Here is a 26,530-nt window from a genome sequence, read left to right as displayed (position 1 = left end):
ATCGATTTACCCTTCCATCTTGCCGAAGATGACCGGCTGCTGCAGCATCCAGATCCAGGCCTACCCGCCCGCCGACCTGGCGGAAGTACTGTCCAGCTGGCTGCGCTATGCGCTCAGCTTCGTCTACGTCGGCATCTATTGGGTCAACCACCATGCGCTGTTTGAGCGGGTCAGGAAGGTCGACGGCGCCGGCCTGTGGGCCAACCTGCACCTGCTGTTCTGGATGTCCTTGATTCCCTACGTGACGGCCTGGGCCGGCGAACATCCGATGGTGGAAGTAGCGGTGGCCTTGTACGGCGCGGTGCTGCTGCTGTGCTCGGTCTCATTCATGCTGCTGTCGTGGCGCCTGGATGTGGATGCGGATGCCGGCCACGTGCACTCCTGGGGCAGCCGCAAGAACCGTTTGTCGATCGGGCTGTACGCGCTGGCGATCGGGCTGTCGTTCTGGTATGCGCCGCTCGGTGCAGTGATCCATGTGTTGTTGGCGCTGCTGTGGCTGATGCCGGAAGCCTGCAAGCCGCGGTGAGCACCGGTGACAATTCCTGTTTGGCCAGCCGATATACTGGTCCAGATGAACATGACCCGCATCTTCGCCTGGATCTGCCTGCTGATCACGCCGCTTGCCTGCGCTGCCCAGGTGTCCGATGCGGATTTTTGCCGCAACGGCGGCTTTCCCCTCGAGCAGGACGACCTGGGCCTGGGCGTCGTCCAGGGCGCGAAGAACGAGAAAGTGCATTTTCTCGAGGACTACGACGGCTGCCCCTCGAAATGCGCCGCATGCAAGCGTCCAGCCTATCTCGTGCCGGGTGACGAAGTATTGGTCAGCAAGCGGACTGCCGGTTTCGCCTGCGTCTGGTACCAGGGCCGGAAGCACGAGTCAGTGGGATGGATCCCGGCAGCCAAGCTAGACCTGCTTCCGGCGGCTCCGCTCGATCCGGTGCGCGACTGGCTCGGCACCTGGTCGGACGGCGCCGGCACTATCCGGATCTGGCCGGCGCCAGGCCTTGGCCGGATGCAGATCGAGTCGACGCTGCGCTGGGATGGCGGCGCCGGACCGAATGGCGAGCCACGCGCGAACTTCGGCGGCATGCACGGCGTGCTGGAGGTGCAGGGAGCCAAGGCCAGCGCCGCCGAGGGGGCGTGCCAGGTGGTGCTTACCCGGATCGGACGCTATCTCGTGGCGGACGATGATGGTGACTGCGGCGGCATCAACGTCCGGCACACGGGTGTCTATGTGAGGATCAGCGCGGATAGGTGAACCCGGTACGAATGTCCATCGGCAGCAGCCGGCCGCCTTCGCGCACCATCAGGCGCTGGGGCGGTTCCTCGCCGGCCAGCACCCGCCGCGTGACGGGCAGTCCTTCGGCCTTGCGCACCAGTTCGTCGCTGCGCTCGTACACATTCGGACAGCCGGTGGCCTTGATGAGCGCCTGCACGACAGGCACCTTCCACAGGTCGACCCCGGCGGCATTGAACTGGCAGACCAGGTAGCCCGCGGCGCCGCCGTAGCTGTGCACCAGCAGGCCGGGCAAGCCGCTCTGGTCACCGTCGATGAGCTGGACCAGCGCCTCCGGATCGGCGTCACGCAACACGTCGGCGCGCGCCTGCACGGCAGCCTGTACGCGGCGCTTGATCAGGGCGTGGTCGACCGGCTCGTCCTCGCGCAGGGTCCAGACCCGGGCCGCGATCTGCGACTTGGCGTTGTAGGCCGCGCGTGCCAGGAACTGGCGCGACGAGGATTGCACGATGGCCGTGGCGCCCGCTTTGTTGCGCTCGGCGGGCTTGCCCTCGACCTTGTCGATGGCGGAAAGATAAATCCAGGAGTCGCCGGCCAGGATGGCCTTTTCCTTGCCCTGCTTGATGGTAATGGTGAGCATGCGCGGCTTTCGTTTTCAGGATGCGCATGATACAGCAGGCCGGAACGACCTCAGGCCTCGATCACCGCGACCAACTCGAAATGCAGGGTCACGAATTCGAAGTCGTCGTGCAGCTCGTACTGCGGCAGGCAGCGGATGTGCACTTCCTGGAATTCGCGTGCGCTGGCGAAGGTCTCGCCGCGCCAGACTTCTTCCGGGATGTCGCCGAAGCGGATGCGCTGCACCTTGGTCGCGCGGATCAGGCAGCGCAGGCGCTGCTTCAGGTCGTAGACTTCGATCAGGTCGCCCGCTTCGTAGCTGCCGTCGCCGTATTCGCCGTAGGGCTTGTAATAGTCCTCGACCGTGTCGGCGGTGACCGTCTTGCGGCCCGCCATCACGGCGCGCGGCAGGCTGTCGTCGTTCTCGTCGGCGCCCCGGAAGGTCAGGCGCTTGCGCCGGCCGGTATCGATCGCCGCTGTCATGCGCGCCGCAATGCGGTAAAGGCCGCGAATTCCCAGGACCGGAAGCCGACCAGCAGCGTATAGCCGTCGCGCTCCTGCGACGGCAGCCGGCGGTCGTTGCGGTGCAGGCGCGCCAGTTCACCGGCCAGCTGCTCGATCTTCGAGGCCAGCTCCTGGGCGCTGGCGCTCGACAGGCGCGCGGGCAGGCACATCAGCGCCTCGCCGGGACGGTCGAACCTGCCCGCAAAATAGTCTTCGACCACGTGCTCGCGGAAGAAGCGCTGTACCGGGCCGTCCGGCAGCCAGCGGAAGGCGTTCGAGACGCGCAGGCTGTAGCGGTTCAGCGGTTTCAGTTCGATCAGGCCGAGCCGGTCGAGTTCGGCAAGCAGGGTGATGCATTCCGGCTCGGTCAGGCGATAGGTCTCGGTGACCTGTCCCAGCGACCAGTGGCCGAGGCAGCAGATCGCCATCAGGAGCAGGCGCGGGTTGGCGACTAGCGAGGTTTCCTGCGGCAGGGTGAGGAAGTCGGCCTGGGGACGCGAGTCGGCGGCGCGGCGCAGCACGTCTTCCAGTGCGATGCCGGTCACCTGGCAGATCTGGGCCAGGCGCGACAGCGCCATGTCCTTCTGGCCGAACATGCGCTTGACGCTCGATTCGCTGACGCCGATACGCCCGGCCAGGTCTTTGTAGGTGATGTTGGCGGTGCGCAGTTCGGCGCGCAGCACGTCGAGGACCAGTTCCGGTGAACTCATGGTGTTCCTGCAGTAAATATGACATGTCGACTGAATGTACCTGTGAATTGTCGAGTAAGCAAGATCGTGCGGGCGGCGATACCACACCGCAGCCGCAGGCGGCAGGGACGGACGTAAAAAAGGCGGGCACGCTTGCGCGGCCCGCCAAGGGGAAAGTATGTCGAAAGGAAGAAGCGGCTCAGTTATTCATCGTCGTCCGCGACCAGCTTCGCCTTCTTCAGCATGCGCCTGGCCTCTTGCCGTTCGCTCGATAGCGGCTTGGCGTGCGCCCCCGCCGAGCGGGCCTTGGCCAGCGCCGCGATCGGATTGCGCGGCTTGCCGAAGTTCTGGGATGGCTCCACCCGCAGCCGCATCTTCTGCCGCGTCGCCAGTGCCTTGTTTGCCATCGCCAGTCCTCCTTTTCAAGAAATTACAGTACGCGCATTACAGCACGTACCTCGACAGGTCTTCGTTGACCGACAGCGCGTCCAGTCGTGCGTTGACGTAGGCCGCGTCGAGGGTGACCGTCTGGTCCTTTTCAAGACCGGCCGTGAACGAGATCTCCTCGAGCAGCTTTTCCATCACCGTGTACAGGCGGCGCGCGCCGATGTTCTCGGTGCGCTCGTTGACCGAGAACGCGATCTCGGCCAGGCGATGGATGCCGTCATCCGTGAAGACGACTTTCACGCCTTCGGTGGCCAGCAGCGCTTCGTACTGCTTGGTCAGGCTGGCGTCGGTCGAGGTCAGGATGCTCTTGAAGTCTTCGATCGACAGCGATTCCAGTTCGACGCGGATCGGGAAGCGTCCCTGCAGCTCCGGGATCAGGTCCGAAGGTTTAGATAAGTGGAACGCGCCCGAGGCGATGAACAGGATGTGGTCGGTCTTGATCATGCCGTACTTGGTGTTCACCGTCGTGCCTTCGACCAGCGGCAGCAGGTCGCGCTGCACCCCGGCGCGCGAGACGTCGGCGCCGCCGTGTTCGGAACGGGTGGCGATCTTGTCGATCTCGTCCAGGAACACGATACCGTTCTGCTCGACGTTGGCGATCGCCTTCTGCTTCAGCTCGTCCTCGTTTACCAGCTTGGCGGCTTCCTCGTCGACCAGCAGCTTCATCGCTTCCTTGATCTTCATCTTGCGCGGCTTCTTGCGTGCGTTGCCGACGCCGGCGAACATCGACTTGATCTGCTCGGTCATTTCTTCCATGCCCGGCGGCGCCATGATTTCCATCTGCGGGGCCGCGTCGGCCACGTCGATCTCGATCTCGCGGTCGTCGAGCGAACCTTCGCGCAGGCGCTTGCGGAAGGTCTGGCGGGTGGCGTCGCCTTCCTTGCTGTCGCCGTTGTTCACGTTGAAGCCGAAGTCGCGCGCCGGCGGTACCAGGATGTCGATGACGCGGTCTTCGGCCGCATCCTCGGCGCGCTGGCGCACTTTCTTCTGCTCACTCAGACGGGTCTGCTTCACGCCGATGTCGATCAGGTCGCGGATGATGGTGTCGACGTCGCGGCCGACGTAGCCGACCTCGGTGAACTTGGTCGCTTCGATCTTGATGAAGGGCGCGTCGGCCAGCTTGGCCAGGCGGCGCGCGATCTCGGTCTTGCCGACGCCGGTCGGGCCGATCATCAGGATGTTCTTCGGCGTGATCTCGTGGCGCAGCGGCTCGGCGACCTGCTGGCGGCGCCAGCGGTTGCGCAGCGCGATGGCGACCGCGCGCTTGGCCTTGCCCTGGCCGACCACGTGCTTGTCCAGTTCCGAGACGATCTCGGGCGGGGTCATGTTCATGATGGGGGACTGGTTCATTCCAGGGTCTCGATGATGTGGTTCAGGTTGGTATAGATGCACAGCTCGCCTGCGATGGTGAGCGATTTCTTCACGATCTCTTCGGGCGACATCTCGGTGTTCTCGTACAAGGCCTTGGCCGCCGACTGGGCGTACACGCCGCCCGAGCCGATCGCGCCCAGGCCGTCGGTCGGCTCCAGCACGTCGCCGTTGCCGGTGATGACCAGGGTCGATTCGCGGTCGGCGACGAGCAGCATTGCCTCGAGCTTGCTCAGCATGCGGTCGGTGCGCCAGTCCTTGGCCAGTTCGACCGAGGCGCGCAGCAGGTTGCCCTGGTGCTTCTCCAGCTTGGCTTCGAAGCGGTCGAGGAGGGTGAAGGCATCGGCGGTGGCGCCGGCGAATCCGCACAGGACCTTGCCCTGGTACAGCTTGCGCACCTTGCGCGCCGAGCTCTTCATGACGACGTTGCCCAGCGTGACCTGGCCATCGCCGCCCAGCGCGACCTGGCTGCCGCGCCTCACACTGACGATGGTGGTGCCGTGAAATTGTTCCATTTTTAGCCTCGTGGTTGTCTAGCCACCCGCAGATGGGGTGGGTGCTCGGAATTGCAAGATGAGCTCAGCCTTAATTGCGATGTCGAATGAAACCTGAAGTACCACAGTCCATTTTTACGCGCTGTCCACGTAACGTGGACACCGTGTTATCCATGGACAAGGGGGCGGCTCGGTCAATACCGGTGCGGGTAAAGACGGATGCCTGCTCCACCCTCGTCGTGCGTATAACCGAGCAGGCGCAGCAGGGCTGCAACCACGTGGTTCAGGTCGCGCAGCTCGACCCGCCGTTGCTGTTCCGTATGCGCGCGCAAGCGGCCCTGCAGCGCGGTGGCGCAGGCATAGTCCATGCGCGCCAGGCGCGAGCAGTCCAGCACCAGGATCTCGCGCCCTTCGGCGTAGGCGTCGACGGCGTCCAGCAGTGCCGCGCACTCTCCCAGTGCCAGCGGCGGCAGCAGGAAGCGGTCGCCCGCCACCGGGGCGGGGGCCGCGGTCGACACATGCCTGGGCGTCTCGAACGAGGGCGGCGACAGCTCGAAGGTGACGCAGTAATCCATCGCCGATTCCTCGAAATCCTTTTCGCGGTTGGACAGCAGGAGCAATTCCAGCAGCAGCAGCCAGGGCGCTTCGCCGGCCGTACGGTCGCCGACCGCCAGCATGGGGCGCAGGGTCGCCATCAGGGCGTCGGCGCCGGCCAGCACCAGTTCGCGTCCTTCCTTGCGCAGCGTTTGCAGCGCCTTCAGGAGCAGGGTGCAGCCTGTCGCATCGGCGCTGCGCACCGCGCCGACGTCGACGCGCACCAGCGGCGCATGCGCGGCGAGCAGGCGCTGCAGGCGCGGGGCGATGCCGCCGTCGAGGACGGGGCCGAAGCTTTCGGTGGCGGCCACTCCGGTGAGCTGGGGGACGTCCTGCGCAGGGGGCGGCGGCTGCCAGGCCGGCGGCGAGGTCTCGAAATGGCTGGCGTAGTCGATGGCGATGCTCTCGAAGCGGGCTCCCTGGCCGGTGGCCTGGTAGAGGTCGAACAGCATCCACCAGGGCAGGCGCTCGATGCGGCCGAAGTCCGCCAGGCTGTCGCGCAGCAGGCTTTCGGCGGCGGCGGCCTGGCCGTTGGCGTAGAGGATGGCACCTTCCTCGACGGCCGGCGCGGTGGCGGGCACGGCCGCGGCGTCGGGCAGCTCGTCCAGGCCGGGAGCAGGCTCAGGGACGGCAGCCGCTGCGGCGGGGCGGCGCGCCGTGCTGCCCCAGGCCGGTTCGTCGTCGAAGATGGCGGAGCTCATTTCCAGCTCGATCTCGTCGATCTTGGCCGCGGTGGCGCGGGCGATGGCGCGCTGGCGTTCGCGTTCGGCTTCCGACTCCAGGCGCGAGGGCTCGCCGGCGCGCAGGCGCGTGTCCACGACGAGAAGTTCCTCGTCTGCTGGCGTGTCGCTCTTTTTCTTCAGGAAGGAGAACAGCCCCATGGTCCCAATGGATAATTGAACAAGTCCGGCAAGCCACGACGGTAGCACGGCTGCGAGCGGCACGTGCTGCGCACACGCGCACTTCTGCTAGTGTATCCCATAGGAAATGAAACGTATGCACGACGCATCCTGCGCTTCACAAAACAAAAAAGCATGCGCCTTGCGGTGCATGCTTTTTTCGGTAGGGGTGGACGGGAATCAGTCGCCGTACAGTTTCTGCTTCAGTTCGCGGCGCTGCTGGGCTTCCAGCGACAGGGTCGCGGTGGGACGGGCGATCAGGCGCGGGACGCCGATCGGTTCGCCGGTTTCGTCGCAGTAGCCGTACTCGCCGTTCTCGATGGCCTGCAGCGATTGCTGGACCTTCTTGAGCAGCTTGCGTTCGCGGTCGCGGGTGCGCAGTTCCAGCGCGTGTTCTTCTTCGATGGTCGCGCGATCGGCCGGGTCCGGTACCAGCACGGTTTCGCGCAGGTGTTCGGTGGTCTCGCCGGCATTCTTCAGCAGTTCCTTCTCGAGTTCCTGCAGGCGGTTGCGGAAGAACGCGAGCTGTGCCGGATTCATGTAGTCGTCGTCGCTCATCGCCCGAATTTCTTCTTCCGTCAGAAGGCGTTCTTCGAGCTGCGCGGCGGTATTCGGTTTCGTTGTTTTAGTCATGATGCCTTCGATACGACAGAGGTTTTCATATTAGCAGCAAACTCAACATTAGCACCTTTACAACAGGCGCCTGCCAAGGCTTGCTGCCCCGGACGGCGGCTGCCGTCCTTCACTGCCTGTCCCGGGCCCGCATGCGGCTGGCGGGTGGGACGATGCCCGGATGCGCCGGCGCGCTAGCGCTGGCGCCCGGCCTGCCAACTACCGTGGCAGGTCGTCAGGCGGGCCCGGACTTGCCCGCAAAACTGATGTAGTTTATACCAAACACTGTTCAAGTCCGCTGATAAATACGTCTTTTGGTAAATTTTTACCAATAAACACCATTTTACTGCCGCGGGTCTCGCCTTCGCCCCACTTTGCGCCCAGGTCGCTGCCCATGATTTGATGTACGCCTTGGAACACGACCTTGCGGTCCGCGCCGGCCATCGACAGCACGCCCTTGTAGCGCAGCATCTGCGGTCCGAAGACCTGCACCATGCTGCCCAGGAACTGGTCGAGGCGTTCCGGGTCGAAGGCGCGTTCGCTCTTGAAGACGAAGGCGGCGATGTCGTCGGTGTGGTGGCTGTGGTGGTGGTCGTGGTGATTGCAGGCCTCGCCATGGGCATGGTCGTGGCCGCAGTGTTCGCCGTGCTCGTGATCATGGTCGTGATCGTGGCCTTCCTCGGCGCGCAGGAAGTCCGGATCCAGCTCGAGCTTGTCGTTCAGGTTGAAGCCGCGCAGGTCCAGCACCTCGGAAATCGGGGCGCGGCCGAAGTCGCTCAGCGAGATCGGGGCGCGCGGGTTGATGCGGTGCAGGCGCGACGTCAAGGCATCGACGGCGGCGGCATCGACCAGGTCGGTCTTGGAGAGCAGGATCTTGTCGGCGAAGCCGACCTGGCGCTGGGCTTCCTCGTGGCGGTCCAGCTGGTCCATCGCGTGGCGCGCATCGACCACGGTCACCACGGCGTCGAGCATGTAGTTAGCGCCCACTTCTTCGTCGACGAAGAAGGTCTGCGCCACCGGACCCGGGTTGGCCAGGCCGGTGGTCTCGATCACCACGCGGTCGAAAGCGATCTCGCCGGCGGCGCGCTTCTGGGCCAGGTTAGTCAGGGCCACGATCAGGTCGCCGCGAACGGTGCAGCAGATGCAGCCGTTGTTCATCTCGACGATCTGCTCGCCGGTGTCGCGCACCAGGATGTCGTTGTCGATGTTTTCCTGGCCGAATTCGTTCTCGATGACCGCGATACGCAGGCCATGCTCCTCGTGCAGGATGCGGTTGAGGAGAGTGGTCTTGCCTGCGCCGAGGAAGCCGGTGAGGATGGTGCTTGGGATGGGTTCCATGTTCGCTTTGCCGTCAGTTGCGCCCGCATCAAGGCGGGAGAATCGGGGGATTATGCCGGATTTCGTGCAACTTCACCATCAACCAACCGTGCAGCGTCTTGACACAGCTCAACGTCCAATAAGTCCCCCATTGCTGCGTTGGGTCGTCTCGCCGTACTAACGTACTGTCTCGACGACCCGCCTTGCACTGGTGGCCTTCTTGGACGTTGCAATCGTCTTGGGCGTTTTACTTTGCCTTGGCCCTTGGATGGGCTTTGTCGTAGACAGCGGCAAGATGCTGGAAGTCGAGGGCCGTGTAGATCTGCGTCGAGGTAATGCTCGCGTGCCCCAGCAGTTCCTGCACCGCGCGCAGATCCCCCGAGGATTGCAGCACATGCGAAGCAAAGGAGTGGCGCAGCACGTGCGGGTGGACGTGCACCGGCGTGCCTGCGCGCAGCGCATGCGCCTTCAGGCGGGTCTGCACCACGCGCGGCGTGATGCGGCTGCCGCGACTTGATAGGAACAGCGCGGCGCTGCCGTCGCGCGGCGCGGGGCGCACGGCCAGCCAGGCGGAAAGTGCCGAGCGCGCCGGCGCACCGACGGGTACGCGCCGCATCTTGCCGCCCTTGCCGGTGACCACCACTTCGCCGGCCTGCAGGTCCAGCCAGCCGAGCGAGGCGGGCATGCCATTGCCGGCTTCGGTATAGACCATGTCCAGGCCGGCGAGTTCCGACACCCGCAGGCCGCTCGAATACAGCAGCTCGAACATGGCGCGGTCGCACAGCTCGGCCGGCTCGGAATGGCCCTTGGCATTGGCTTCCATCAGCTGCACCGCGTCGTCGACCGACAGGGCCTTGGGCAGGGTTTTCGGGCGGCGTGGCGCCCGCACGCCCTCGACCGGGTTGGCCGGCAGGGGCATCTGGCGCGACAGCCAGTCGTAGAAGCCGCGCCAGCCGGACAGCTTGCGCGCGATCGAACGTGCCGACTGGCCGCCGGCATGCATTTTCGCCGCGAAGCGGCGGATGTCGTGGTGGGTCAACGTCGGCCAGTCTTCGTGACCGGCCAGGGTAGCGAGTTCCGCCAGGTCGCGGCGGTAGGCCGCGACCGTGTGCGGCGACAGCTGGCGCTGGGTGGCCAGCTCGCCCAGGTAGCGGGTCGGCCAGTCCATCGCCGCTGCCTCCATGGCCGTCAGGCGCGCAGCGGGGCCAGCGCAGTGCTGGCGGTGGTGGCGATGTGGACCAGGAAGTCGGTCGCCATGGTCGCGGTGAAGCGATCGTCGTTCGGCGCGCCCAGCACCAGCAGGCCGAAGGTCTTGCCGCCGGCCGTGAGCGGCATCAGGACGGTCGAGCGCACCGCGGCCGGGTCGTCGAGCCAGCGCACCGCTTCGAAGTCGTTGTTCAGGCCGCAGTAGGGCGCGCGCAGGCTAGCTGCGAACAGACGGGCATCGTCCGACACGCCATTGGCGAACCAGGCGTCGGCATGCTCCGGCTTCAGGTTCCACAAGCGCAGCGTCACCTGCGGCACCATGAATTCGGTGCGCAGCGCGTCGACCAGGTCGCGCGGCATGGCGGCGTCGCCCCTGGAGGCGAGCAGGGCCTGGTTCCAGGCGTGGAAGCGGTTGGCGATGGCGTGGTTTTCCTCGGCGCGGCGGGTCAGCTCGGCCAGGCGCAGTTCGAGGACGCGGTACTTGTCGCGCATGACCTCCATCTGGCGCTCCTGCAGCGACACGGCACGGCCGGTCAGCGGGCTCGACAGCTTCACTTCGCCCAGCAGGCCGGCGTGCTCCTCGAAGAATTGCGGGTGGTCGATGAGGTATTGGGCAACGGCGTTGGCGTCGATCGTATCGGTGGTCATGAAAGCTCGAGGTGAAAGATATCCGTCCGCCATTCTACCTGACGGGCAGTAGAGCAACGGACATAAAAAAAGACGCCCAGGAGGGCGTCTCTCTGCTCTGTTTGGGCGTTCAACAAAACCCCCAGGGCAAGGCGCATCGTCGAAGACAGTACGCTAGTACGGCGAGACGATGCAACGCAGCCATGGGGGGAATTGTTGGGCGCCCTCTCAGAAGCGGTGGCGGATGCCGACTTGCAGTGCGCGGCCGTCTGCGCCCGGGGTCTCGGTGAAGCCGCCCGGGTTGCCCGAGGTGCCCGGCGAGTACTGTGCCAGGCCCTTGTTCTTGATGAAGGCCGCGACGGTGTACAGGTCGGTGCGCTTCGACAGGAAGTGGTCGTAGCCGATCGCGTACAGGTTGGCGTCGCTGTTGGTGGCGGTGCGGTCGTTCTGGTGCGCGTACTGGGCCATGATGCGGCCGCTGCCGATCTTGTAGTGTGCGCCCACCTGGTAGCTGTTGGCGTCCTGCTGGGTATTGTTGCGCAGTGCGTTCACGAAGATGTTGCGCAGCGCAGCCTGGTTAGCCGCTGGCACGCCTTGCTGGGTCAGCACCGGGGTCACGCCCGCGTCCCACCCTGCGGTGTAGTCGGCCATCAGCACCGAGTTGGTGTTGCGCTGGCTGTGGAAGCCGGCGAACAGTTTCCAGGTCTCGTTCAGCTGGTAGGAGCCGCCCACGGTGGTGGTGCGCAGGCTCGGACGGTTCTGCTGGTCGTAGCCGTGGTTGTAGCCGATGCCGACGTCGAGGCCGTTGGCGGTATAGGTGACGGCGCCGGCACGGAACTTGTTGTAGCGGCCCAGGTAGCCCGAACCCTTCGGACCGTACATCAGCGAAGCGCCGATGCCGTTCGGCAGGGCGATGCGGTACTGGATGGCTTCCTGCGAGCGGATGTCGGCGCCCAGTGCGGTGAAGCCCGCGGTGCCGCCGGTCACGTGGCCCCAGGTGCCGCCGGTGCCCGATTCGAAGGTGTCGGCCTTGTTGAAGACTTCATAGCCCGGGGTGTACATGCGGCCCAGCAGGACGGCGCCCACCGGGGTGATCAGGCCGACCATGGCGGTGCGGTCGAACAGGGCGCGCTCCTGGTTGACGGCCGGGCCACCCGGCGGCTGGATCAGGGATTGCAGGCGGCCCAGGATCGCCGGCGGGATGCCGTTCATGCCGCGCAGCAGGTAGGTGCCCGGATTGTCGTTCATCAGGGTCGGCTGCTGGGTGCCGGTGTCGAGCTCGACGCGTGCTTCGAGATTGAAGATTGCCTTGTAGCCGTTGCCGAGATCCTCGGTGCCCTTGAAACCGATGCGCGAACCGTCGGCGCCGCCGCTATAGATCTTGGTCGGGCCGCCCTTCTGCCACATGACGCCGGCGTCGGCGATACCGTAGATCTGCACGCTGGTCTGCGCGAAGGCCGGGATTGCGAAACAGGTGCCGAGCAGCGCGGCCAGGATACTTTTCTTCATTGGGTCTCCATTAATTTTGCGAACGAGCGTTTTGTTACGCGCCTTGCCAATATGCCATTGCTTCAGTGCACTGTACAGGCCCCGGATGCAGGAGGCCCCGGCGTCTTGACCGGCGTTGCTTAAAAACTACAAAAACAGGGCAAAAAAAGGGCGGGCATGGTTGCCCATGTCCGCCCCTTGGAAGGACAGGCCGCGGGCCTGTCCTCCGGATACGGCTTAGAACGAGTGATTCACGCCCACGTCGTAGTGGTTGACAGTGGACTGCAGGGCGTTGATGCCCTTCTTGCGCGACGCATCGATGTACAGGTAGGTGCGCTTCGACAGACTGTATTCATAGCCGAGCGACAGCTGCTTGACCTTCTGCAGGCCATCGACGTCCTTCTGGCCATAGCCGGCCAGGAACTTGCCTGGGCCCATGGTGTAGTTCGCGCCCAGCACCCATGCGGTGGTGTTGGCGTTGGCGAAGCGGTTGTGCTCCTGGTCCTGCTTCGTGTACAGGCCCATCAGCTTCAGTTCCGGGGTGGCCGAGAGCGAGGCGCCGATCGACCAGACCTTCGATTCGATGGCGTTGCGCTCGTAGCCGGCCATGAAGGCTGCCGGACCGTTGTTGTAGGTGCCGGTGATCGAGAACGGGTTGGCCGATGCTTCGGCGCCCACCGGGTACTGCGGGGCTGCCGGGGTGCCGCGGCCGATGACGGCCGGGCCGCCGCCGCCTTCCTTGGTGGCGATGGCGGCGTTCAGCTGGAAGCCGCTGGTGACCGGCGAGTTGTACCAGACCGCGTTCGAGAAGCGGTTGCTCGAATAGCCCTGCACGTCCAGCGGCTGCGAGCTGTAGCCGGCGACGGCCAGGTCGGTCCAGAAGCCAGCCGGGCTCGGCGAAGCGTGGAAGGGTTCGAAGGCGCCCACGGTTTCGTGGAACGGGGTCAGGCCGCGGCCGATGCGGACCATGCCGAAGTCGCCCTGCAGGCCGACGCGGCTCTGGCCCTGGAACAGCGGACGCTGGGTGCCGTTGCTGCCGATTTCATTGGTGCCGGTGTCCGGCTCGTAACGCATTTCCAGTTGGAACAGTGCCTTGAGGCCGTTACCCAGTTCTTCAGTGCCCTTGAAACCGAGGGTGTTCGAGGCGCGCTTGCCGATGTTGAGGCTTTCGCCGCTGCGCTTGATGACGCCTGCGTCGATGGTGCCGTAGATCTGGACCGAAGTTTGTGCGTGCACGGTGCCGGCAGCGAATGCGCCAAGCAGTGCTGCGGCCAGGAGGGAGTGTTTCATTGTGTTTCCTTTTTCTTAAGTGAATCTCAGCTATCCCGGCATTGAGGCCTAAAAAACTGAATGCCCGGATAACTGCACCTTAAATCCTTGAGTCGTCAAGATTGTCGGTTTTGTCAATTATGAAGGGCGGGGTTGGTCGAAAGCCAATAAATCCAATCGTGCTGTTGTATTTTTGAAACGCAGATCACGAAGATGTAACAAATTGCTTCAAAGTAAGCGTCGAGCTCATCAATTGAGCAGTTTGCGCCGCCTCAAGGAAGGCCGGAATTCGAGCAGAACGGCCGCAATGACGCCGTAGACTCTGCGTCAAACCGAGGTGCGCGGCGACGGCAGGTCGGGAATCCTTGTATATTGGCAAACTTTTTGGTGTGGGGCCGTCCTGCGGCAGCGCCTTTTCTTGCCATCGTTCGAGCGTGATTCCCGCTCCAGTCCGCCTGACCGCGCTGGCCGATTCCATACCAAGACAAGCAACAATGGCGAACCGCGAAGAACTGGCGATCATCCGCAACGCACGTGCCGGGCAGGCCGCTGCCCAGCTCGAGCTGGGCAAGCTCTACCTGTTCGGCAGCGCCGGTCTGCCGCAGAGCCTGCCGACCGCGCTGCACTGGCTCGAGCGCGCCGCGCGGCAGGAATGCCGGCAGGCCTGGCAACTGATCGGCAACCATATCCCGCTCGCGCTGGCCCAGCCCAGCGCCGGGGCGCTCGCCCCCTGGTACGAACGCGCCTATGACGACGGCAGCGTGCATGCGGGGCTCGTGTTCGCGCAGCTGGTGCTGGGCGACGGCAGCGCCCCCGGCGCCACCCCCGATACTCCCGGATCCGCCAAGGCCTTGCGTGCGCTCGAAGACGCCGCCCGCGCCGGCTTTCCCGATGCCCAATGGCTGCTGGCGCGCCGGCGCGACGCCGCACCGGGACGGCTGGCCGGCGCGGCTGCCGGTGCCGGGACTGCGCTGGTCTCGGCCCAGGCCTGGCTGCGGCGCGCGGCCGACAGCGGCGTCGCCGCCGCCCAGTCCGCCGTGCTCGAGCAGGCCTGGGACGCCGGGCGCTGGGACGACTACCTGGCGCGCGCGCTGCCGCTGGCGCGCACGCTCGTGCGTACCGCCGCCAGCCAGGATGGCGTGCAGCGGCTGGCGCCGGCCGACATCGCATTGCTGTCGCGCGTCGCGCGCCTGCTCGACGACAGCGCCTTCCACGAAGGCGGGCAGGCCGAACACGCGGTCCGGCATGGCATCACGCCTGCGCCGGGCGAACCGCTGTGCTTCTGGGAGCTCGCCGCGGCCGAACACGACCGCCACGCCCAGCTGGCGATGGGCTTGCGCTGCGCGCGCATGGGTGTCGACGGCCGCCGCATCGCCGGCGGTGGTGGCGCCGCCAATTTCAAGAAGGCGATCCGCTGGCTGAGCCTGGCGGGCGAACAGGGCCTGGCCCAGGCCTGGTACGCCCTGTCGCGCATCTATATCAAGCCCGAGTTCTCGCAACGCAATGTTGCCGATGCCCAGCGCTACCTCGAGCGCGCGGCCGAGATGGGCTATCGCGACGCCCAGCTCGAATGCGGACACAACGCCTGGCGGGCGCGCCGCGAGAACGAGAACAACGACGTCCGCGCCGCCTACTGGCTGCAGAAGGCGGCCGCCCAGGGCTGCGCCGAGGCGCTGGTGCTGCTGCGCAAGATCGCCCCGCGCCTGGACACGCCCCCCTATGTCGAGACCGGCAAGCTGCTGGCCGGGCACGAGGAAGCGCTGCAGGCGCACCCGCTGCTGCACGCGCGGCTGGAACTCGCGGCGCTGTTCAGCCTGTCACGGGCGGAAGCGCTGCTGCTGGACGTGTCCGCCGCCGACCAGGGCCACTGCCTGGTGATCGACATCCGCGCCAGCTACGGCCGCAGCAAGCGCCGCCTGGTGCTGGTCGAGACGGCGCAGGAACGCCATGCGCTCGATCGCGTCGCGCGCCTGTTCGAAGGGATCGATTGCGGGCCGTCGGGGCCGGAGGGGAATTACCGGCAGCGGCTGTACCGGCTGCGGACGCTGGTTGGCATGCCCGCCAAAGGCGAGGACGATGGGGATGGGACGGCGGAGATCGGCCTGGCGGCCTGATCGCGAGGCGCCTGCTGGCAAGGGTAATACTTCGTCCCGTTACAGATCCCTGGATGCCGGAATGCGATTCCGCTTGGGCAGACTGAACTCCTCCGCTCCGTTATACCTGGCCTTGAATTCGACGCAGCCATTGCATGGGCGAATATCCTCGAGCGTCGCGATGCGCTGCTCGGTCAGTCGCATCCGGCATAGATTGACCGAAAAATTGTGGATGCTGCCGCCCTGGGTGGCTTCAGTCCGGAGTTTGCATTCGGCGTCGCGAAATGCGATCCATCTGCGCTGTGCAGCTTGCAAGCTGTGCGGCTTGGCAAGTGCCTTCATCAGCCCTGCATACACCAGGTTCAGGCGGTCGTCGGATTCCCTGGTCTCTCGGCTCATGCACAAGCTCATCTGCAACATGTTTCCGTCGCCACAATGCTCTTGCTTTTGCTGAGCAATATCTTCCGGTGAAGCTGGTACCTCGGCTGCATTCACCTGAAAGAAGCAAGCGCACAGCAGGGCAAGCACCAATAGGTGCAACCACGTACCGCCCTTGAGGCCAGCAAGTTGCCACCTTCCTTGCATCTTCATATTTCGGGACCTTTTCTTTACCGTATCAATTTCGCATTGTCACGAAAGTCTCGATGACGCAGCCACGGCGCAGCATTGCGTAGCCCATTTCTCCCGCAAGATGGTGCCAGGAATCCCCCCCCGGAGTTGAAAGCGACAATCTCGTCGCCAGGTCGAAGCCTGGATTTAAAGCTGAGCCACTCGCCATGCATGAAAGCAAACGGGACCTTGGGAAGGTCCGCCCGCATTTTCAGCATGGCAGTGGTCTTCTGCATTTCGTGCTTTTCGATCTCTGCGATCGTCAGGGGAGACGATACGGAGTAGGGAGAAGAAAACGTTCCGCACGATTTGCGTGCCGGCGCTGCTTCGGCCAGGGCGCAAGCACTTGCGAAAAGGATGAGTAGTAATATGCGCATCGACTTCTCCGAATGTGCGCCGGGCCCCGGTCCGAGGTCGGCGCCAGACCCGTTTCAGACCTCGACTTCGCCCTCGAACACGGTCACCGCCGGACCGCTGAGATAGACCGGCTGGCCCACGCCCGCCCAAGCAATGCTGAGCTCGCCACCGCGCGCCGACACGCGCACCGGCGAATCGAGCAGGCCGCGCCGGATGCCAGCCACCACGGCCGCGCAGGCGCCGGTGCCGCAGGCCAGGGTCTCGCCGGCGCCGCGTTCGAACACGCGCAGCTTGACGTGGTGGCGGTCCAGCACCTGCATGAAGCCGGCGTTTACCTTCTTCGGGAAGCGCGCATGGGTTTCGATCGCGGGCCCCATGCTCTCGACCGGGAAGGTATCGACATCGTCGACCACCTGCACCGCGTGCGGGTTGCCCATCGAGACCACCGACACGAACACGGTCTTGCCGTCCACCGACAGCGGCCAGGTGGTGTCTTCGGCCTCAAGCGAGCCGTCCAGGCCGGCGGCATCAAATGGCACCTCGGCCGGGTCCAGGCGCGGCGCGCCCATGTCCACCGTCACGCCGCCGTCTTCTTCCAGGCGCGGGGCGATGATGCCCTTCATGGTCTCGACCCGGATGCTGCGCTCGCCGGATAAACCCTTGTCGCTGACGAAGCGGGCAAAGGCGCGCGCGCCGTTGCCGCACTGCTCGACCTCGCCCCCATCGCTGTTGAAGATGCGGTAGCGGAAATCGACGCCCTCGCTCACCGGGCGCTCCACCACCAGGATCTGGTCGGCGCCGATGCCGAAACGGCGGTCGGCCAGCCGGCGCCATTGTTCGGTGCTCAGGTTCACGTCCTGGTGGATGGCGTCGACGACGATGAAGTCGTTGCCCGCGCCGTGCATCTTGGTGAATTTCAGTTTCATAGGTTCAGTCCAGCTTAATTAAATCCCAAAAGGATTAGCGCAGCTTAATTAGTCGTAGAACGAGGGCTCGCCGGGCGGGCGGGTCTTGAAGCGCTTATGGGTCCAGAAGTACTCCGCCGGCGCCTCACGCACGCGCTCCTCGATGAAGGCGTTCATGCGGCGGGTCGCCTCGACCATGTCGTCGCCCGGGTAATTTTCCCACGCCGGGTAGAAACGCACACGCCAGCCCTGGTAGTTCGGCAAGTAGGTGGCGACCACCGGGATCACCTTGGCGCCGGTGGTGGCCGCGATGCGGCCCAGTGCGGTGAGGGTGGCGGCCGGGATGCCGAAGAAGGGCACGAACTCGGCATCCTTCTCGCCGAAGTCCATGTCGGGCAGCATGAAGTAGGGCAGGCCGTCGCGCAGCGCGCGCAGGATCGGCTTGATGCCTTCCTTGCGCGTTACCAGGCGCACCGGGCCGTAGCGTTCGCGACCATGGCGCAGCAGTTTGTCGAAGGCTTCGTTCTTCTGCGGCACGTACATGCTGCACACCGGAATCACGCGCGAGGCCACGCCGGCCACGTCGAGGCAGACGAAATGCGGGCACAGCAGGATGGTCGGGCCCGCCTCCATCTCGGCCTTCGGCACGCCCGGCTCGACGTGGATGTAGCTGCGCACGCGCGCTTCCGGCGCCCACCACAGGATCGAACGCTCGAAGATGCTGCGCGCGTAGGCGCGGAAATGCTGTTTCGCGATCGCATGGCGTTCGCTCTCCGATTTCTCGGGCATGCACAGGCGCAGATTGGTCAGGGTGATGCGGCGGCGCTTGCCCATGATCAGGAACATCAGGCTGCCGACCGCTTCGCCGAGGCGACCGAGGATGGGCAGCGGCAGGAAGTGCAGCAGCCACAAAATACCGAGCAGGAGCCTCATGCCGCGGCCTCGCTTTCCGGACCGGCCACGCCTTCCGGCTGCTTGTAGCGGTTGTAGCTCCAGAAGTACTGCGCCGGGCAGCGCGCGATCAGCTGCTCCATGGCGCGGTTGATCGAGGCCGCCTGGTCCGCTGCGTTGCCTTCCAGGCTGCCCTCGAAGGGCACGAAGCGCACCACGTAGCCGCGGCCGCGCGGCAGGCGCTCGGCATACACCAGCAGGATGTCGGCCTTGCCCAGCTGCGCTAATTTTGCAGGCAGGGTCATGGTGTAGGCAGTACGGCCGAACCAGGGCGCCCACACGCCTTCGCCTTCCTGCGGCACCTGGTCGGGCAGCAGGCCGATCGGTTCGCCGGATTTCAGGGTCTTGGCCAGGATGCGCACGCCGGACAGGGTCGCCGGCGCCAGCTTGAGGTTGTGGCGCGCACGGGCGCCTTCGACCAGGGGTTTCAGCGCGCTCTTCCTCGGCGGGCGGTACATGACGGTGAGGGCGGTCTGCAGCGCGATCTGCTGGGCCGTCATCTCGAAGCAGCCCAGGTGTGGCGTCAGGAACACGATGCCCTTGCCGGCATCCAGGCGCTGCTGCACCAGGTCCCAATTCTCAACGCTGGCATGGCGGGCCACGCGTTTCGGGTCGGCGCACCAGACGAAGGCCAGTTCGATGATGGCCTTGCCGGCTTCGGCGACGGCGGCGTTCAGGTGGTGTTCATAGCCGGCCTGGACCAGGTTGGCGCGCAGGCGCCGGCGGTACGAACCGGAAGCTAAATAGACGAGCCAGCCGAGGGCCGCGCCGAGAGCATGCAGAAACGGCAATGGAAATACCGATAGTGCACGGAATAAAAAAACTAACATGCGATTGACCAGGGTTGAAAGAGCGCTGCTCGGTAGAGCAAAATTCTCGAAGGAAGCGTAAAATACCACTTTATGCAGGATCCGCCGAGTTAATAGACAACTTGCGAAGCGGAATATAAATGTCGCTAAAGCGTCGCAGGCAACCGTTGCTGCGGCAAGTACTTAACACAGCAGTAACCGGAGCCACCATGTCCAACGACTACCTCTTCACTTCCGAATCCGTTTCCGAAGGCCACCCCGACAAGGTCGCCGATCAGATTTCCGACAGTATCCTCGACGCCATCCTGGAACAGGATCCGCGCGCCCGCGTCGCCGCCGAAACCCTGTGCAACACCGGCCTGGTGGTGCTGGCGGGTGAAATCACCACCCACGCCAACGTCGACTACATCCAGGTAGCGCGCAACACCATCAAGCGCATCGGCTACGACAACACCGATTTCGGCATCGACTATCGTGGCTGCGCCGTCATGGTCTGCTACGACAAGCAGTCGCCGGACATCGCCCAGGGCGTGGACGAAGGCGCGGGCCTGGATCTGGACCAGGGCGCGGGCGACCAGGGCCTGATGTTCGGCTATGCCTGCGACGAGACCCCGGAACTGATGCCGGCCGCCATTTATTATTCGCACCGCCTGGTCGAGCGCCAGTCGCAGCTGCGCAAGGACGGCCGCCTGCCATGGCTGCGTCCGGACGCCAAGTCGCAGGTCACCCTGCGCTACGTCGACGGCCGCCCGGTCGCCGTCGACACCGTGGTCCTGTCGACCCAGCACCACCCGGACGTGACCCACTCGCAGATCGAAGAAGCGGTCATCGAAGAGATCATCAAGCCGGTCCTGCCGCGTGAATGGCTTGGCGGCACCAAGTTCCTGGTCAACCCGACCGGCCGCTTCGTCATCGGCGGCCCGCAGGGCGACTGCGGCCTGACCGGCCGCAAGATCATCGTCGACACCTACGGCGGCGCAGCCCCGCACGGCGGCGGCGCGTTCTCGGGCAAGGATCCGTCCAAGGTCGACCGCTCGGCAGCCTACGCCGCGCGCTACGTCGCCAAGAACATCGTGGCCGCCGGCCTGGCGCGCCAGTGCCAGGTGCAGGTCAGCTACGCGATCGGCGTGGCCCGTCCGATCAACATCACCGTGTACACCGAAGGCACCGGCCTCATCTCGGACGAAAAGATCGCCCAGCTGGTGATGGAACACTTCGACCTGCGCCCGAAAGGCATCGTCCAGATGCTCGACCTGCTGCGCCCGATCTACGCCAAGACCGCCGCCTACGGCCACTTCGGCCGCGAAGAGCCGGAGTTCACCTGGGAGCGCACCGACAAGGCGGCGCTGCTGCGCGCCGAAGCCGGCCTGTCGTAAGTCTGTAGCTAACGCGTGCGTTATTAGTACACACGCAAACTTGGGTCCCGGCCTGCGCCGGGACGACGGCTCATCCTTAAGTGGTACTGTAAGCACGTCGTTCCGGCGAAGGCCGGAACCCAATTCCCTGGCGCAGTGATTTAGCATCCTTACACCATAAACCAAAGCTTCCCAAACAACGCCAGCGGCCACATCGCGTAGCCACTCGTGTTAAACTTATGAATTCCGAGGAGCGTTGCGACGAAGATTCCCATCTTCGCCAGGCTCGGATATCAGCAACCGCGCTCACGTTACTTTTTTCAACCATTGAAAGGAGGGCGTGATGAGCGCCGTACTCAAAGACATCAACGATTTCCACGTCGCAGACATCTCCCTGGCATCCTGGGGCGAGAAGGAAATCCGCATTGCAGAAACCGAAATGCCGGGCCTGATGGCGATCCGTGAGGAATACGCTGCTGCCCAGCCGCTCAAGGGCGCGCGCATCGCCGGTTCGCTGCACATGACCATCCAGACCGCGGTCCTGATCCGCACCCTGGAAGCCCTCGGCGCGCAAGTACGCTGGGCATCGTGCAACATTTATTCGACCCAGGACCACGCCGCCGCCGCCATCGCATCGGTCGGCACCCCGGTGTTCGCCGTCAAGGGCGAAACCCTGGACGAGTACTGGGAATACACCCACCGCATCTTCGAATGGCCGTCGGACAACCACGCCAACATGATCCTGGACGACGGCGGCGACGCCACCCTGCTGCTGCACCTGGGCGTGCGTGCGGAAAAGGACATCTCGGTGCTGGACAAGCCGGGCTCGGAAGAAGAAATCTGCCTGTTCAATTCGATCAAGGGCCGCCTGGCACGTGATCCGGCCTGGTACTCGAAGCGCCTGCCGTGCATCCTCGGCGTGACCGAAGAAACCACCACCGGCGTGCACCGCCTGTACCAGATGCACCAGGAAGGCAAGCTGGCCTTCCCGGCGATCAACGTCAACGATTCGGTCACCAAGTCGAAGTTCGACAACTTGTACGGCTGCCGCGAATCGCTGGTGGACGGCATCAAGCGCGCGACCGACGTCATGATCGCCGGCAAGATCGCCGTGATCGCCGGCTACGGTGACGTGGGTAAAGGTTCGGCCCAGGCCATGCGCGCGCTGTCGGCCCAAGTGTGGGTTACCGAGATCGACCCGATCTGCGCCCTGCAGGCCGCGATGGAAGGCTACCGCGTCGTGACCATGGACTACGCCGCCGAACACGGCGACATCTTTGTCACCTGCACCGGCAATTACCACGTCATCACCGAGCAGCACATGCTCAAGATGAAGGATCAGGCCATCGTCTGCAACATCGGCCACTTCGATAACGAGATCGAAGTCGCCGCACTCAAGAAATACGAGTGGGAAAACATCAAGCCGCAGGTCGACCACGTGATCTTCCCGGATGGCAAGCGCATCATCCTGCTGGCCGAAGGCCGCCTGGTGAACCTGGGCTGCGGCACCGGCCACCCGTCGTACGTGATGAGCTCCTCGTTCGCGAACCAGACCATCGCCCAGATTGAACTGTTCGCCAACACCGACAAGTACCCGGTCGGCGTTTACACCCTGCCGAAGCACCTGGACGAGAAGGTCGCCCGCCTGCAGCTCAAGAAGCTCAATGCCCAGCTGACCACGCTGACCGAAGAGCAGGCCGCCTACATCTCGGTGAAGCAGGAAGGTCCGTACAAACCGGACCACTACCGTTATTAATCAATAGGTAGTCAATGCGGGCGCTGCGTTTTCCACGAACCAGCGCCCGTTTTTTCAACAGCCGGGCGTTTTCACCACGCAAGTGGTAAAAGCGCCCGCGTACCACGAAAGTCGATACGATGCGCTTGCTCATTACCTGGCTGATCAATGCCGTGGCCCTGATGGCCCTGCCGTTCCTGATGTCCTCCGTCGCCGTCACCAATTTCACGACCGCGCTGATCGCTGCGCTCGTGCTCGGGCTGGTCAATACCCTGATCCGTCCCATCCTGGTGATCCTGACTCTGCCGGTGACGGTGGTGTCGCTGGGCCTGTTCATCCTCGTCATCAACGCCTTCCTGTTCTGGCTGGTGTCGCAGTGGATCGACGGGTTCAATGTTGCCGGATTCTGGTCGGCCTTCATTGCAGCGATTTTGTACAGCATCATTTCGTGGGCGCTTTCTACCTTGCTCCTCAAAGACAAAGATGGAAACTCCTAATTTCAGTATCGAGTTCTTCCCCCCGAAGACCGGGGAAGGCGCGGAAAAGCTGCGCGTCGTGCGCCAGAAGCTGGCCGAGTTGCAGCCCACCTATTTCTCGGTGACCTTCGGCGCCGGCGGCACCACCCAGCAGGGCACCTTGCAGACCGTGCTCGAGATCAAATCGGCCGGCCATGAAGCGGCCCCGCACCTGTCCTGCGTCGGCGGCACCCGCGAATCGCTGCGCGCTATCCTGCAGCAGTTCCAGGACAATGGCATCCGCCGCGTGGTGGCGCTGCGCGGCGACCTGCCGAGCGGCTATGGCGGCGGCGGCGAGTTCCGCTACGCCAACGAGCTGGTCGAGTTCATCCGCAAGGAAACCGGCGACTGGTTCCACATCGAAGTGGCGGCCTATCCGGAAATGCATCCGCAGGCCCGTTCGCCCCAGGACGACCTGCAGGCCTTCGCGCGCAAGATCCAGGCCGGCGCGAATTCCGCCATCACCCAGTATTTCTACAACGCGGACGCCTACTTCGATTTCATCGACAACGCCCGCAAGCTGGGCGTGGACGTGCCGGTGGTGCCGGGCATCATGCCGATCACCAACTACACGCAGCTGATGCGCTTCTCCGACATGTGCGGCGCCGAGATCCCGCGCTGGGTACGCAACAAGCTGGCCAGCTTCGGTGACGATACCGCCTCGATCAAGGCTTTCGGCCTGGACGTGGTGAGCAGCCTGTGCGAGCGCCTGCTGGCGGGCGGCGCGCCGGGGCTGCATTTCTACAGCATGAACCAGGCCGCGGCGACCACCGCGATCTGGCAAAGGCTGGTGAAGTAGGCTGTTTGTTTTTGTAGGGTGGGCGGCTACATCGAGATAGCTGCATCAAGCTATCGCAAATGCCGCCCACGCGTTCAAACTTCGGTAATGCTGCCCGCGCGTCGATTCTTCCGCTGGTTGAACGCGTGGGCGGCGCTACCGTCTGAACTGATCACACACCGGGTGGAGCCGCCCACCCTACGGTTGGGTGTTCAGGCGATCAACCTCATTCCACTTCCGTAATGATCTGATCGAGCGGGATGTCATACTCCCCGATCTCGAATTCCGCCAGCTGGCAGGAATAAGCAATCCCCAAGGTTCTCGGACGCGGTTCAAGGGCCAGCGTCCTGTCGTAAAACCCGCCCCCGTACCCCAGCCGGTAGCCGCGCGCATCGAAACCCAGGCAGGGCACCAGGAGCGCATCCGGCCTGTCCACCATCCGCAATTCCGCCGGCACCGCCACGCCCAGGCTGTCCGCCACGGTCGGCTCGCCCGGCACCCATTCGGCAAATCCGAGCGCCGTATCGCGCGCCAGCACGACAGGCAAGGCCAGCCGTACGCCTGCGTCCGCCAATTCCGCGTAGGCTGGACGCAGGTCGGGTTCGCCCGCCAGCGGCCAGTACACACCCAGCGTGGTCCCGGGACGGGCATGCCACCATGCCAGCACGCGCGCTCCGATGCGGTCGTCCCAGGCAAGCCTGGTGGCGTGGTCGATGGCGCGGCGCCGCTCCTTGAGCGTCCGGCGCAACTGTGGCTTATCGAGCATGGCGCTTGCGCCTGTTTCTGGTAGTAGCCCGGGGGCACATGGTATTCTTGATTCGCCGGTCATGGTTTGAATGCAGCGTATATTGAGAGTTGTGGATGTTTCAATCGAGATTGACAACCGGCTCGCTGCCGGTCGCCCTTGCTGTTGTGTTTTCGTTGTGGACGCTGTCTTCTAGCACAGTCCACGCAGAATCTGCGCCGCAGGCCGTACCGCCGGTGCCATCCGGCGCACCGACCGTGCCGGGCGCACCCGGCGCCCCGCCGGCCCAAGACAATCGTGCCGACGACGACACCTTCCTGCTGCTGCGCGAAGCCGCGCGCCAGAATGACGCCGCGCGCACCAATGCCCTCGCATCGCGCCTGCCGCCCGACTATCCGCTGGCGTCCTATGTCGACTATTATCGGCTGAAACCCAGGATGAGCGGCGCCGGCGCCAACGCCACGGCCGAGGAAATCCGCGAGGTGCTGCGCCGCCACGAGGGCACGGCCGCCGCCGAGCTGATGCGCAGCGAGTGGCTGCTCGAACTCGGACGCCGCGGTGACTGGGCCACGTTCGAGCGCGAAGTCGGCCAGCTGGCCGGCAGCAACCTGCAACTGCGCTGCTATACCCTGCTGGCGCGCGCCAGCCGCGGCGAAGCGGTGGCGCAGGAAGCGCGCGCTGTGCTGCTCAGCCCGGCTAATTACGGCGAGGCCTGCGCCGCCCTGATCGCGCAGCTGGCGCAAAGCCGCCAGTTCAGCGAAGACGACCTGCTGTGGCAGCTGCGCCTGGCGGGAGAGGCCAATGCCACCGGTCCGGCGCGGCGCGCCGCCGCATTGCTCGGCGCCTCCGATACCCGCGCCGCCCAGGCGGTGGACACGCCGGCGGTGGCGATGGCGCGCGGCATCGGCAAGACCCGCGCCGAGCGCGCCGTCTACCTGGTGGCGGTCGGCCGCATGGCGCGCACCAGCCTCAAGCTGGCCACGGTCGCCCTGGAAAAGAACAGCCCGCAATTGAGCGCGCAGGAACGCGCGACCGGCTGGGCCAGCATCGCCCACGCCGCCTCGATTGCCCTGTCGCCGGACGCCGCCACCTACTGGCAGCGCGCCAACGGCATCCAGCTCACCAATGAGCAATTGCAGTGGAAGACCCGCATCGCCCTGCGCCGCAGCGACTGGAAAACCGTACGCGCCACCATCGAGGCGATGCCGCCAAATTTGCGCGCCGACAGCGCCTGGGTCTACTGGCTGGCGCGCGCCGACAAGCACGACGGCCGCATGGCGGAGGCGAATGCCGGTTTCGAGCGCATCGCCAGCCAGCACCATTTCTACGGCCAGCTCGCGCTGGACGACCTCGGCCGCCAGGTGGTGGCGCCGCCGCCGGCCCAGCCGATCAGCAACGAAGAACTGGCATCCAGCAATGCCAACCCGAGCCTGCAACGCGCCCTGAAGTTCTACGCCCTGCGCCTGCGCGCCGACGGCAACCGCGAATGGAACTGGGCGCTGCGCGGCATGTCTGACCGTCAGTTGCTGGCTGCCGGCGAGATCGCTCGCCGCAACGATTTGCTCGACCGTACCGTCGAAACCTCACTGCGCACGCGTACCGAGCTCGACTACGCACAGCGTTTCCCGGCGCCGCACCTGGACGTCCTGCACCCGACCGCGCAGGGCCTGGGCCTCGATAAAGCCTGGGTCTACGGCCTGATCCGCCAGGAATCGCGCTTCATTACCGATGCGCGTTCCGGCGTCGGCGCCTCCGGCCTGATGCAGGTGATGCCGGCCACCGGCAAGTGGGTGGCGGCCAAGATCGGGATGGACAATTTCGTGCACAGCATGCTAAACGACTTGCGGACCAATATCACGCTCGGCGCCAACTACATGAACATGGTGCTGGAGAACTTCGACGGCGACGAAATCCTCGCCACGGCCGCCTACAATGCCGGGCCCTCGCGTTCGCGCGCCTGGCGCGGCGTGCTGGACCAGCCAATGGAAGGGGCGATCTTCGTCGAATCGATCCCGTTCTCCGAAACCCGCGGCTACGTGCGCAACGTGCTGGCCAACGCCACCAACTACGCCGCCATGTTCGAGAACAAGCCGCAGTCGATCCGGACGCGCCTGCGTCCCGTGCAGCCGCGCGAGCGGGCGTCCATCCTCCCCTGACGCACGGGGCCCTCGGCCCCAATGAAGGAGCTAGACCCTAGTCGAACTTAATGTGCACCCAAGTGTCGAATAATGATCATGGAAAGCACTTTAGCGATTGGACACGCAGCGAAGCTGCTGGGAATCACGGTCAAGACGCTACAGCGCTGGGAG

26 protein-coding genes and 1 riboswitch are annotated in these 26,530 nt (G+C 64.8%); of the genes, 8 read left to right on the top strand and 18 right to left on the bottom strand.

Translation table 11 applies throughout. The features are described 5' to 3' along the window. The first annotated feature begins 28 nt into the window (after nt 1-28). Nucleotides 29-526, top strand: coding sequence for a TMEM175 family protein (locus FG94_RS00995; protein ID WP_051995943.1), 498 nt, complete (start codon nt 29-31; stop codon nt 524-526). Between the two features lie 51 nt (nt 527-577). Beyond that, complete coding sequence (locus FG94_RS25740; protein WP_152570800.1) at nt 578-1,258, top strand: hypothetical protein; 681 nt, start codon at nt 578-580, stop codon at nt 1,256-1,258. Here FG94_RS25740 and FG94_RS00985 read toward each other — a convergent pair. The 13 genes from FG94_RS00985 to FG94_RS00925 form a co-directional block, all read right to left on the bottom strand. Then, complete coding sequence (locus tag FG94_RS00985; protein ID WP_036205942.1) at nt 1,242-1,877, bottom strand: SAM-dependent methyltransferase; 636 nt, start codon at nt 1,875-1,877, stop codon at nt 1,242-1,244. The two genes, FG94_RS25740 and FG94_RS00985, sit on opposite strands and share 17 nt — an antisense overlap. Nucleotides 1,878-1,927: 50 nt before the next feature. Beyond that, on the bottom strand, nt 1,928-2,338 hold the full coding sequence (locus FG94_RS00980) for an ASCH domain-containing protein (protein ID WP_229445804.1): 411 nt from the start codon (nt 2,336-2,338) through the stop codon (nt 1,928-1,930). Next, nucleotides 2,335-3,069 (bottom strand): helix-turn-helix transcriptional regulator, encoded by a 735-nt coding sequence (locus FG94_RS00975; RefSeq protein WP_036205941.1) that lies wholly within the window; start codon nt 3,067-3,069, stop codon nt 2,335-2,337. The genes FG94_RS00980 and FG94_RS00975 overlap by 4 nt, the downstream gene beginning before the upstream one ends. Before the next feature lie 182 nt (nt 3,070-3,251). Further along, nucleotides 3,252-3,455, bottom strand: coding sequence for a hypothetical protein (locus tag FG94_RS00970; RefSeq protein ID WP_036205940.1), 204 nt, complete (start codon nt 3,453-3,455; stop codon nt 3,252-3,254). 37 nt (nt 3,456-3,492) lie between these two features. Beyond that, a complete protein-coding gene (hslU, locus tag FG94_RS00965) occupies nt 3,493-4,827 on the bottom strand; it encodes an ATP-dependent protease ATPase subunit HslU (RefSeq protein ID WP_036206001.1) in 1,335 nt (444 codons plus the stop codon). A gap of 14 nt (nt 4,828-4,841) precedes the next feature. After that, nucleotides 4,842-5,378 carry an ATP-dependent protease subunit HslV gene (hslV, locus tag FG94_RS00960; protein ID WP_036205939.1) on the bottom strand — a complete coding sequence of 179 codons (537 nt, stop codon included), beginning with the start codon at nt 5,376-5,378 and terminating at the stop codon, nt 4,842-4,844. Between the two features lie 173 nt (nt 5,379-5,551). Beyond that, complete coding sequence (locus tag FG94_RS00955; RefSeq protein ID WP_036205938.1) at nt 5,552-6,832, bottom strand: STAS domain-containing protein; 1,281 nt, start codon at nt 6,830-6,832, stop codon at nt 5,552-5,554. A gap of 198 nt (nt 6,833-7,030) precedes the next feature. Beyond that, nucleotides 7,031-7,483, bottom strand: coding sequence for an RNA polymerase-binding protein DksA (gene dksA / locus FG94_RS00950; protein ID WP_027867513.1), 453 nt, complete (start codon nt 7,481-7,483; stop codon nt 7,031-7,033). A gap of 252 nt (nt 7,484-7,735) precedes the next feature. Then, nucleotides 7,736-8,800 carry a GTP-binding protein gene (locus tag FG94_RS00945; protein WP_036205937.1) on the bottom strand — a complete coding sequence of 355 codons (1,065 nt, stop codon included), beginning with the start codon at nt 8,798-8,800 and terminating at the stop codon, nt 7,736-7,738. A gap of 226 nt (nt 8,801-9,026) precedes the next feature. Continuing rightward, nucleotides 9,027-9,947 carry a tyrosine recombinase XerC gene (xerC, locus tag FG94_RS00940; RefSeq protein ID WP_081925704.1) on the bottom strand — a complete coding sequence of 307 codons (921 nt, stop codon included), beginning with the start codon at nt 9,945-9,947 and terminating at the stop codon, nt 9,027-9,029. A gap of 20 nt (nt 9,948-9,967) precedes the next feature. Further along, nucleotides 9,968-10,633, bottom strand: a complete 666-nt coding sequence (locus FG94_RS00935; RefSeq protein WP_036205935.1) for a DUF484 family protein — start codon at nt 10,631-10,633, stop codon at nt 9,968-9,970. Nucleotides 10,634-10,840: 207 nt separating this feature from the next. Further along, on the bottom strand, nt 10,841-12,121 hold the full coding sequence (locus FG94_RS00930) for a porin (protein ID WP_036205934.1): 1,281 nt from the start codon (nt 12,119-12,121) through the stop codon (nt 10,841-10,843). A gap of 216 nt (nt 12,122-12,337) precedes the next feature. Continuing rightward, nucleotides 12,338-13,390, bottom strand: a complete 1,053-nt coding sequence (locus FG94_RS00925) for a porin (RefSeq protein WP_036205933.1) — start codon at nt 13,388-13,390, stop codon at nt 12,338-12,340. Nucleotides 13,391-13,863: 473 nt separating this feature from the next. Between FG94_RS00925 and FG94_RS00920 the strand changes: the two genes are divergently transcribed. Next, nucleotides 13,864-15,483, top strand: coding sequence for an SEL1-like repeat protein (locus FG94_RS00920; protein WP_036205932.1), 1,620 nt, complete (start codon nt 13,864-13,866; stop codon nt 15,481-15,483). Between the two features lie 39 nt (nt 15,484-15,522). On the opposite strand, the gene FG94_RS25735 is transcribed toward FG94_RS00920, so the two are convergent. The 4 genes from FG94_RS25735 to FG94_RS00900 all read right to left on the bottom strand — a co-directional run bounded on the left by FG94_RS25735 (nt 15,523) and on the right by FG94_RS00900 (nt 19,126). Then, entirely contained in the window at nt 15,523-16,053 is a 531-nt protein-coding gene (locus tag FG94_RS25735) for a lysozyme inhibitor LprI family protein (RefSeq protein ID WP_051995938.1), read from the bottom strand. A gap of 449 nt (nt 16,054-16,502) precedes the next feature. Next, a complete protein-coding gene (gene dapF / locus FG94_RS00910) occupies nt 16,503-17,354 on the bottom strand; it encodes a diaminopimelate epimerase (RefSeq protein ID WP_036205931.1) in 852 nt (283 codons plus the stop codon). 48 nt (nt 17,355-17,402) lie between these two features. After that, nucleotides 17,403-18,266 (bottom strand): lipid A biosynthesis acyltransferase, encoded by an 864-nt coding sequence (locus tag FG94_RS00905; RefSeq protein ID WP_036205930.1) that lies wholly within the window; start codon nt 18,264-18,266, stop codon nt 17,403-17,405. Further along, nucleotides 18,263-19,126 carry a lysophospholipid acyltransferase family protein gene (locus tag FG94_RS00900; RefSeq protein ID WP_267872323.1) on the bottom strand — a complete coding sequence of 288 codons (864 nt, stop codon included), beginning with the start codon at nt 19,124-19,126 and terminating at the stop codon, nt 18,263-18,265. The genes FG94_RS00905 and FG94_RS00900 overlap by 4 nt, the downstream gene beginning before the upstream one ends. 176 nt (nt 19,127-19,302) lie before the next feature. Here FG94_RS00900 and metK point away from each other — a divergent pair, with 176 nt between their 5' ends. The 4 genes from metK to metF all read left to right on the top strand — a co-directional run bounded on the left by metK (nt 19,303) and on the right by metF (nt 23,497). Beyond that, the gene (gene metK, locus FG94_RS00895) at nt 19,303-20,469 is read left to right on the top strand and encodes a methionine adenosyltransferase (protein ID WP_036205928.1); all 1,167 of its coding nucleotides are present in this window, start codon (nt 19,303-19,305) and stop codon (nt 20,467-20,469) included. Between the two features lie 221 nt (nt 20,470-20,690). Further along, nucleotides 20,691-20,763, top strand: a riboswitch (S-adenosyl-L-homocysteine riboswitch). A gap of 28 nt (nt 20,764-20,791) precedes the next feature. Further along, nucleotides 20,792-22,204 (top strand): adenosylhomocysteinase, encoded by a 1,413-nt coding sequence (gene ahcY, locus FG94_RS00890; protein WP_036205927.1) that lies wholly within the window; start codon nt 20,792-20,794, stop codon nt 22,202-22,204. A 119-nt stretch (nt 22,205-22,323) separates the two neighbouring features. Further along, complete coding sequence (locus FG94_RS00885; protein WP_027868191.1) at nt 22,324-22,680, top strand: phage holin family protein; 357 nt, start codon at nt 22,324-22,326, stop codon at nt 22,678-22,680. After that, nucleotides 22,667-23,497 (top strand): methylenetetrahydrofolate reductase [NAD(P)H], encoded by an 831-nt coding sequence (metF, locus tag FG94_RS00880; protein WP_027868192.1) that lies wholly within the window; start codon nt 22,667-22,669, stop codon nt 23,495-23,497. The genes FG94_RS00885 and metF overlap by 14 nt, the downstream gene beginning before the upstream one ends. Nucleotides 23,498-23,702: 205 nt before the next feature. On the opposite strand, the gene FG94_RS00875 is transcribed toward metF, so the two are convergent. Beyond that, the gene (locus FG94_RS00875; protein ID WP_036205926.1) at nt 23,703-24,242 is read right to left on the bottom strand and encodes a 5-formyltetrahydrofolate cyclo-ligase; all 540 of its coding nucleotides are present in this window, start codon (nt 24,240-24,242) and stop codon (nt 23,703-23,705) included. Between the two features lie 215 nt (nt 24,243-24,457). On the opposite strand from FG94_RS00875, the gene FG94_RS00870 reads away from it, so the two are divergent. Then, on the top strand, nt 24,458-26,377 hold the full coding sequence (locus FG94_RS00870; RefSeq protein WP_036205925.1) for a lytic transglycosylase domain-containing protein: 1,920 nt from the start codon (nt 24,458-24,460) through the stop codon (nt 26,375-26,377). The last annotated feature ends 153 nt before the right edge of the window (nt 26,378-26,530 follow it).

Origin of the sequence: Massilia sp. LC238 (assembly GCF_000735635.1) — a bacterium.
Classification (GTDB): Bacteria; Pseudomonadota; Gammaproteobacteria; order Burkholderiales; family Burkholderiaceae_D; genus Telluria; species Telluria varians.
The sequence above is the reverse complement of the archived record's forward strand: the minus strand, read 5'-3'. Positions and strand labels throughout refer to the sequence as shown.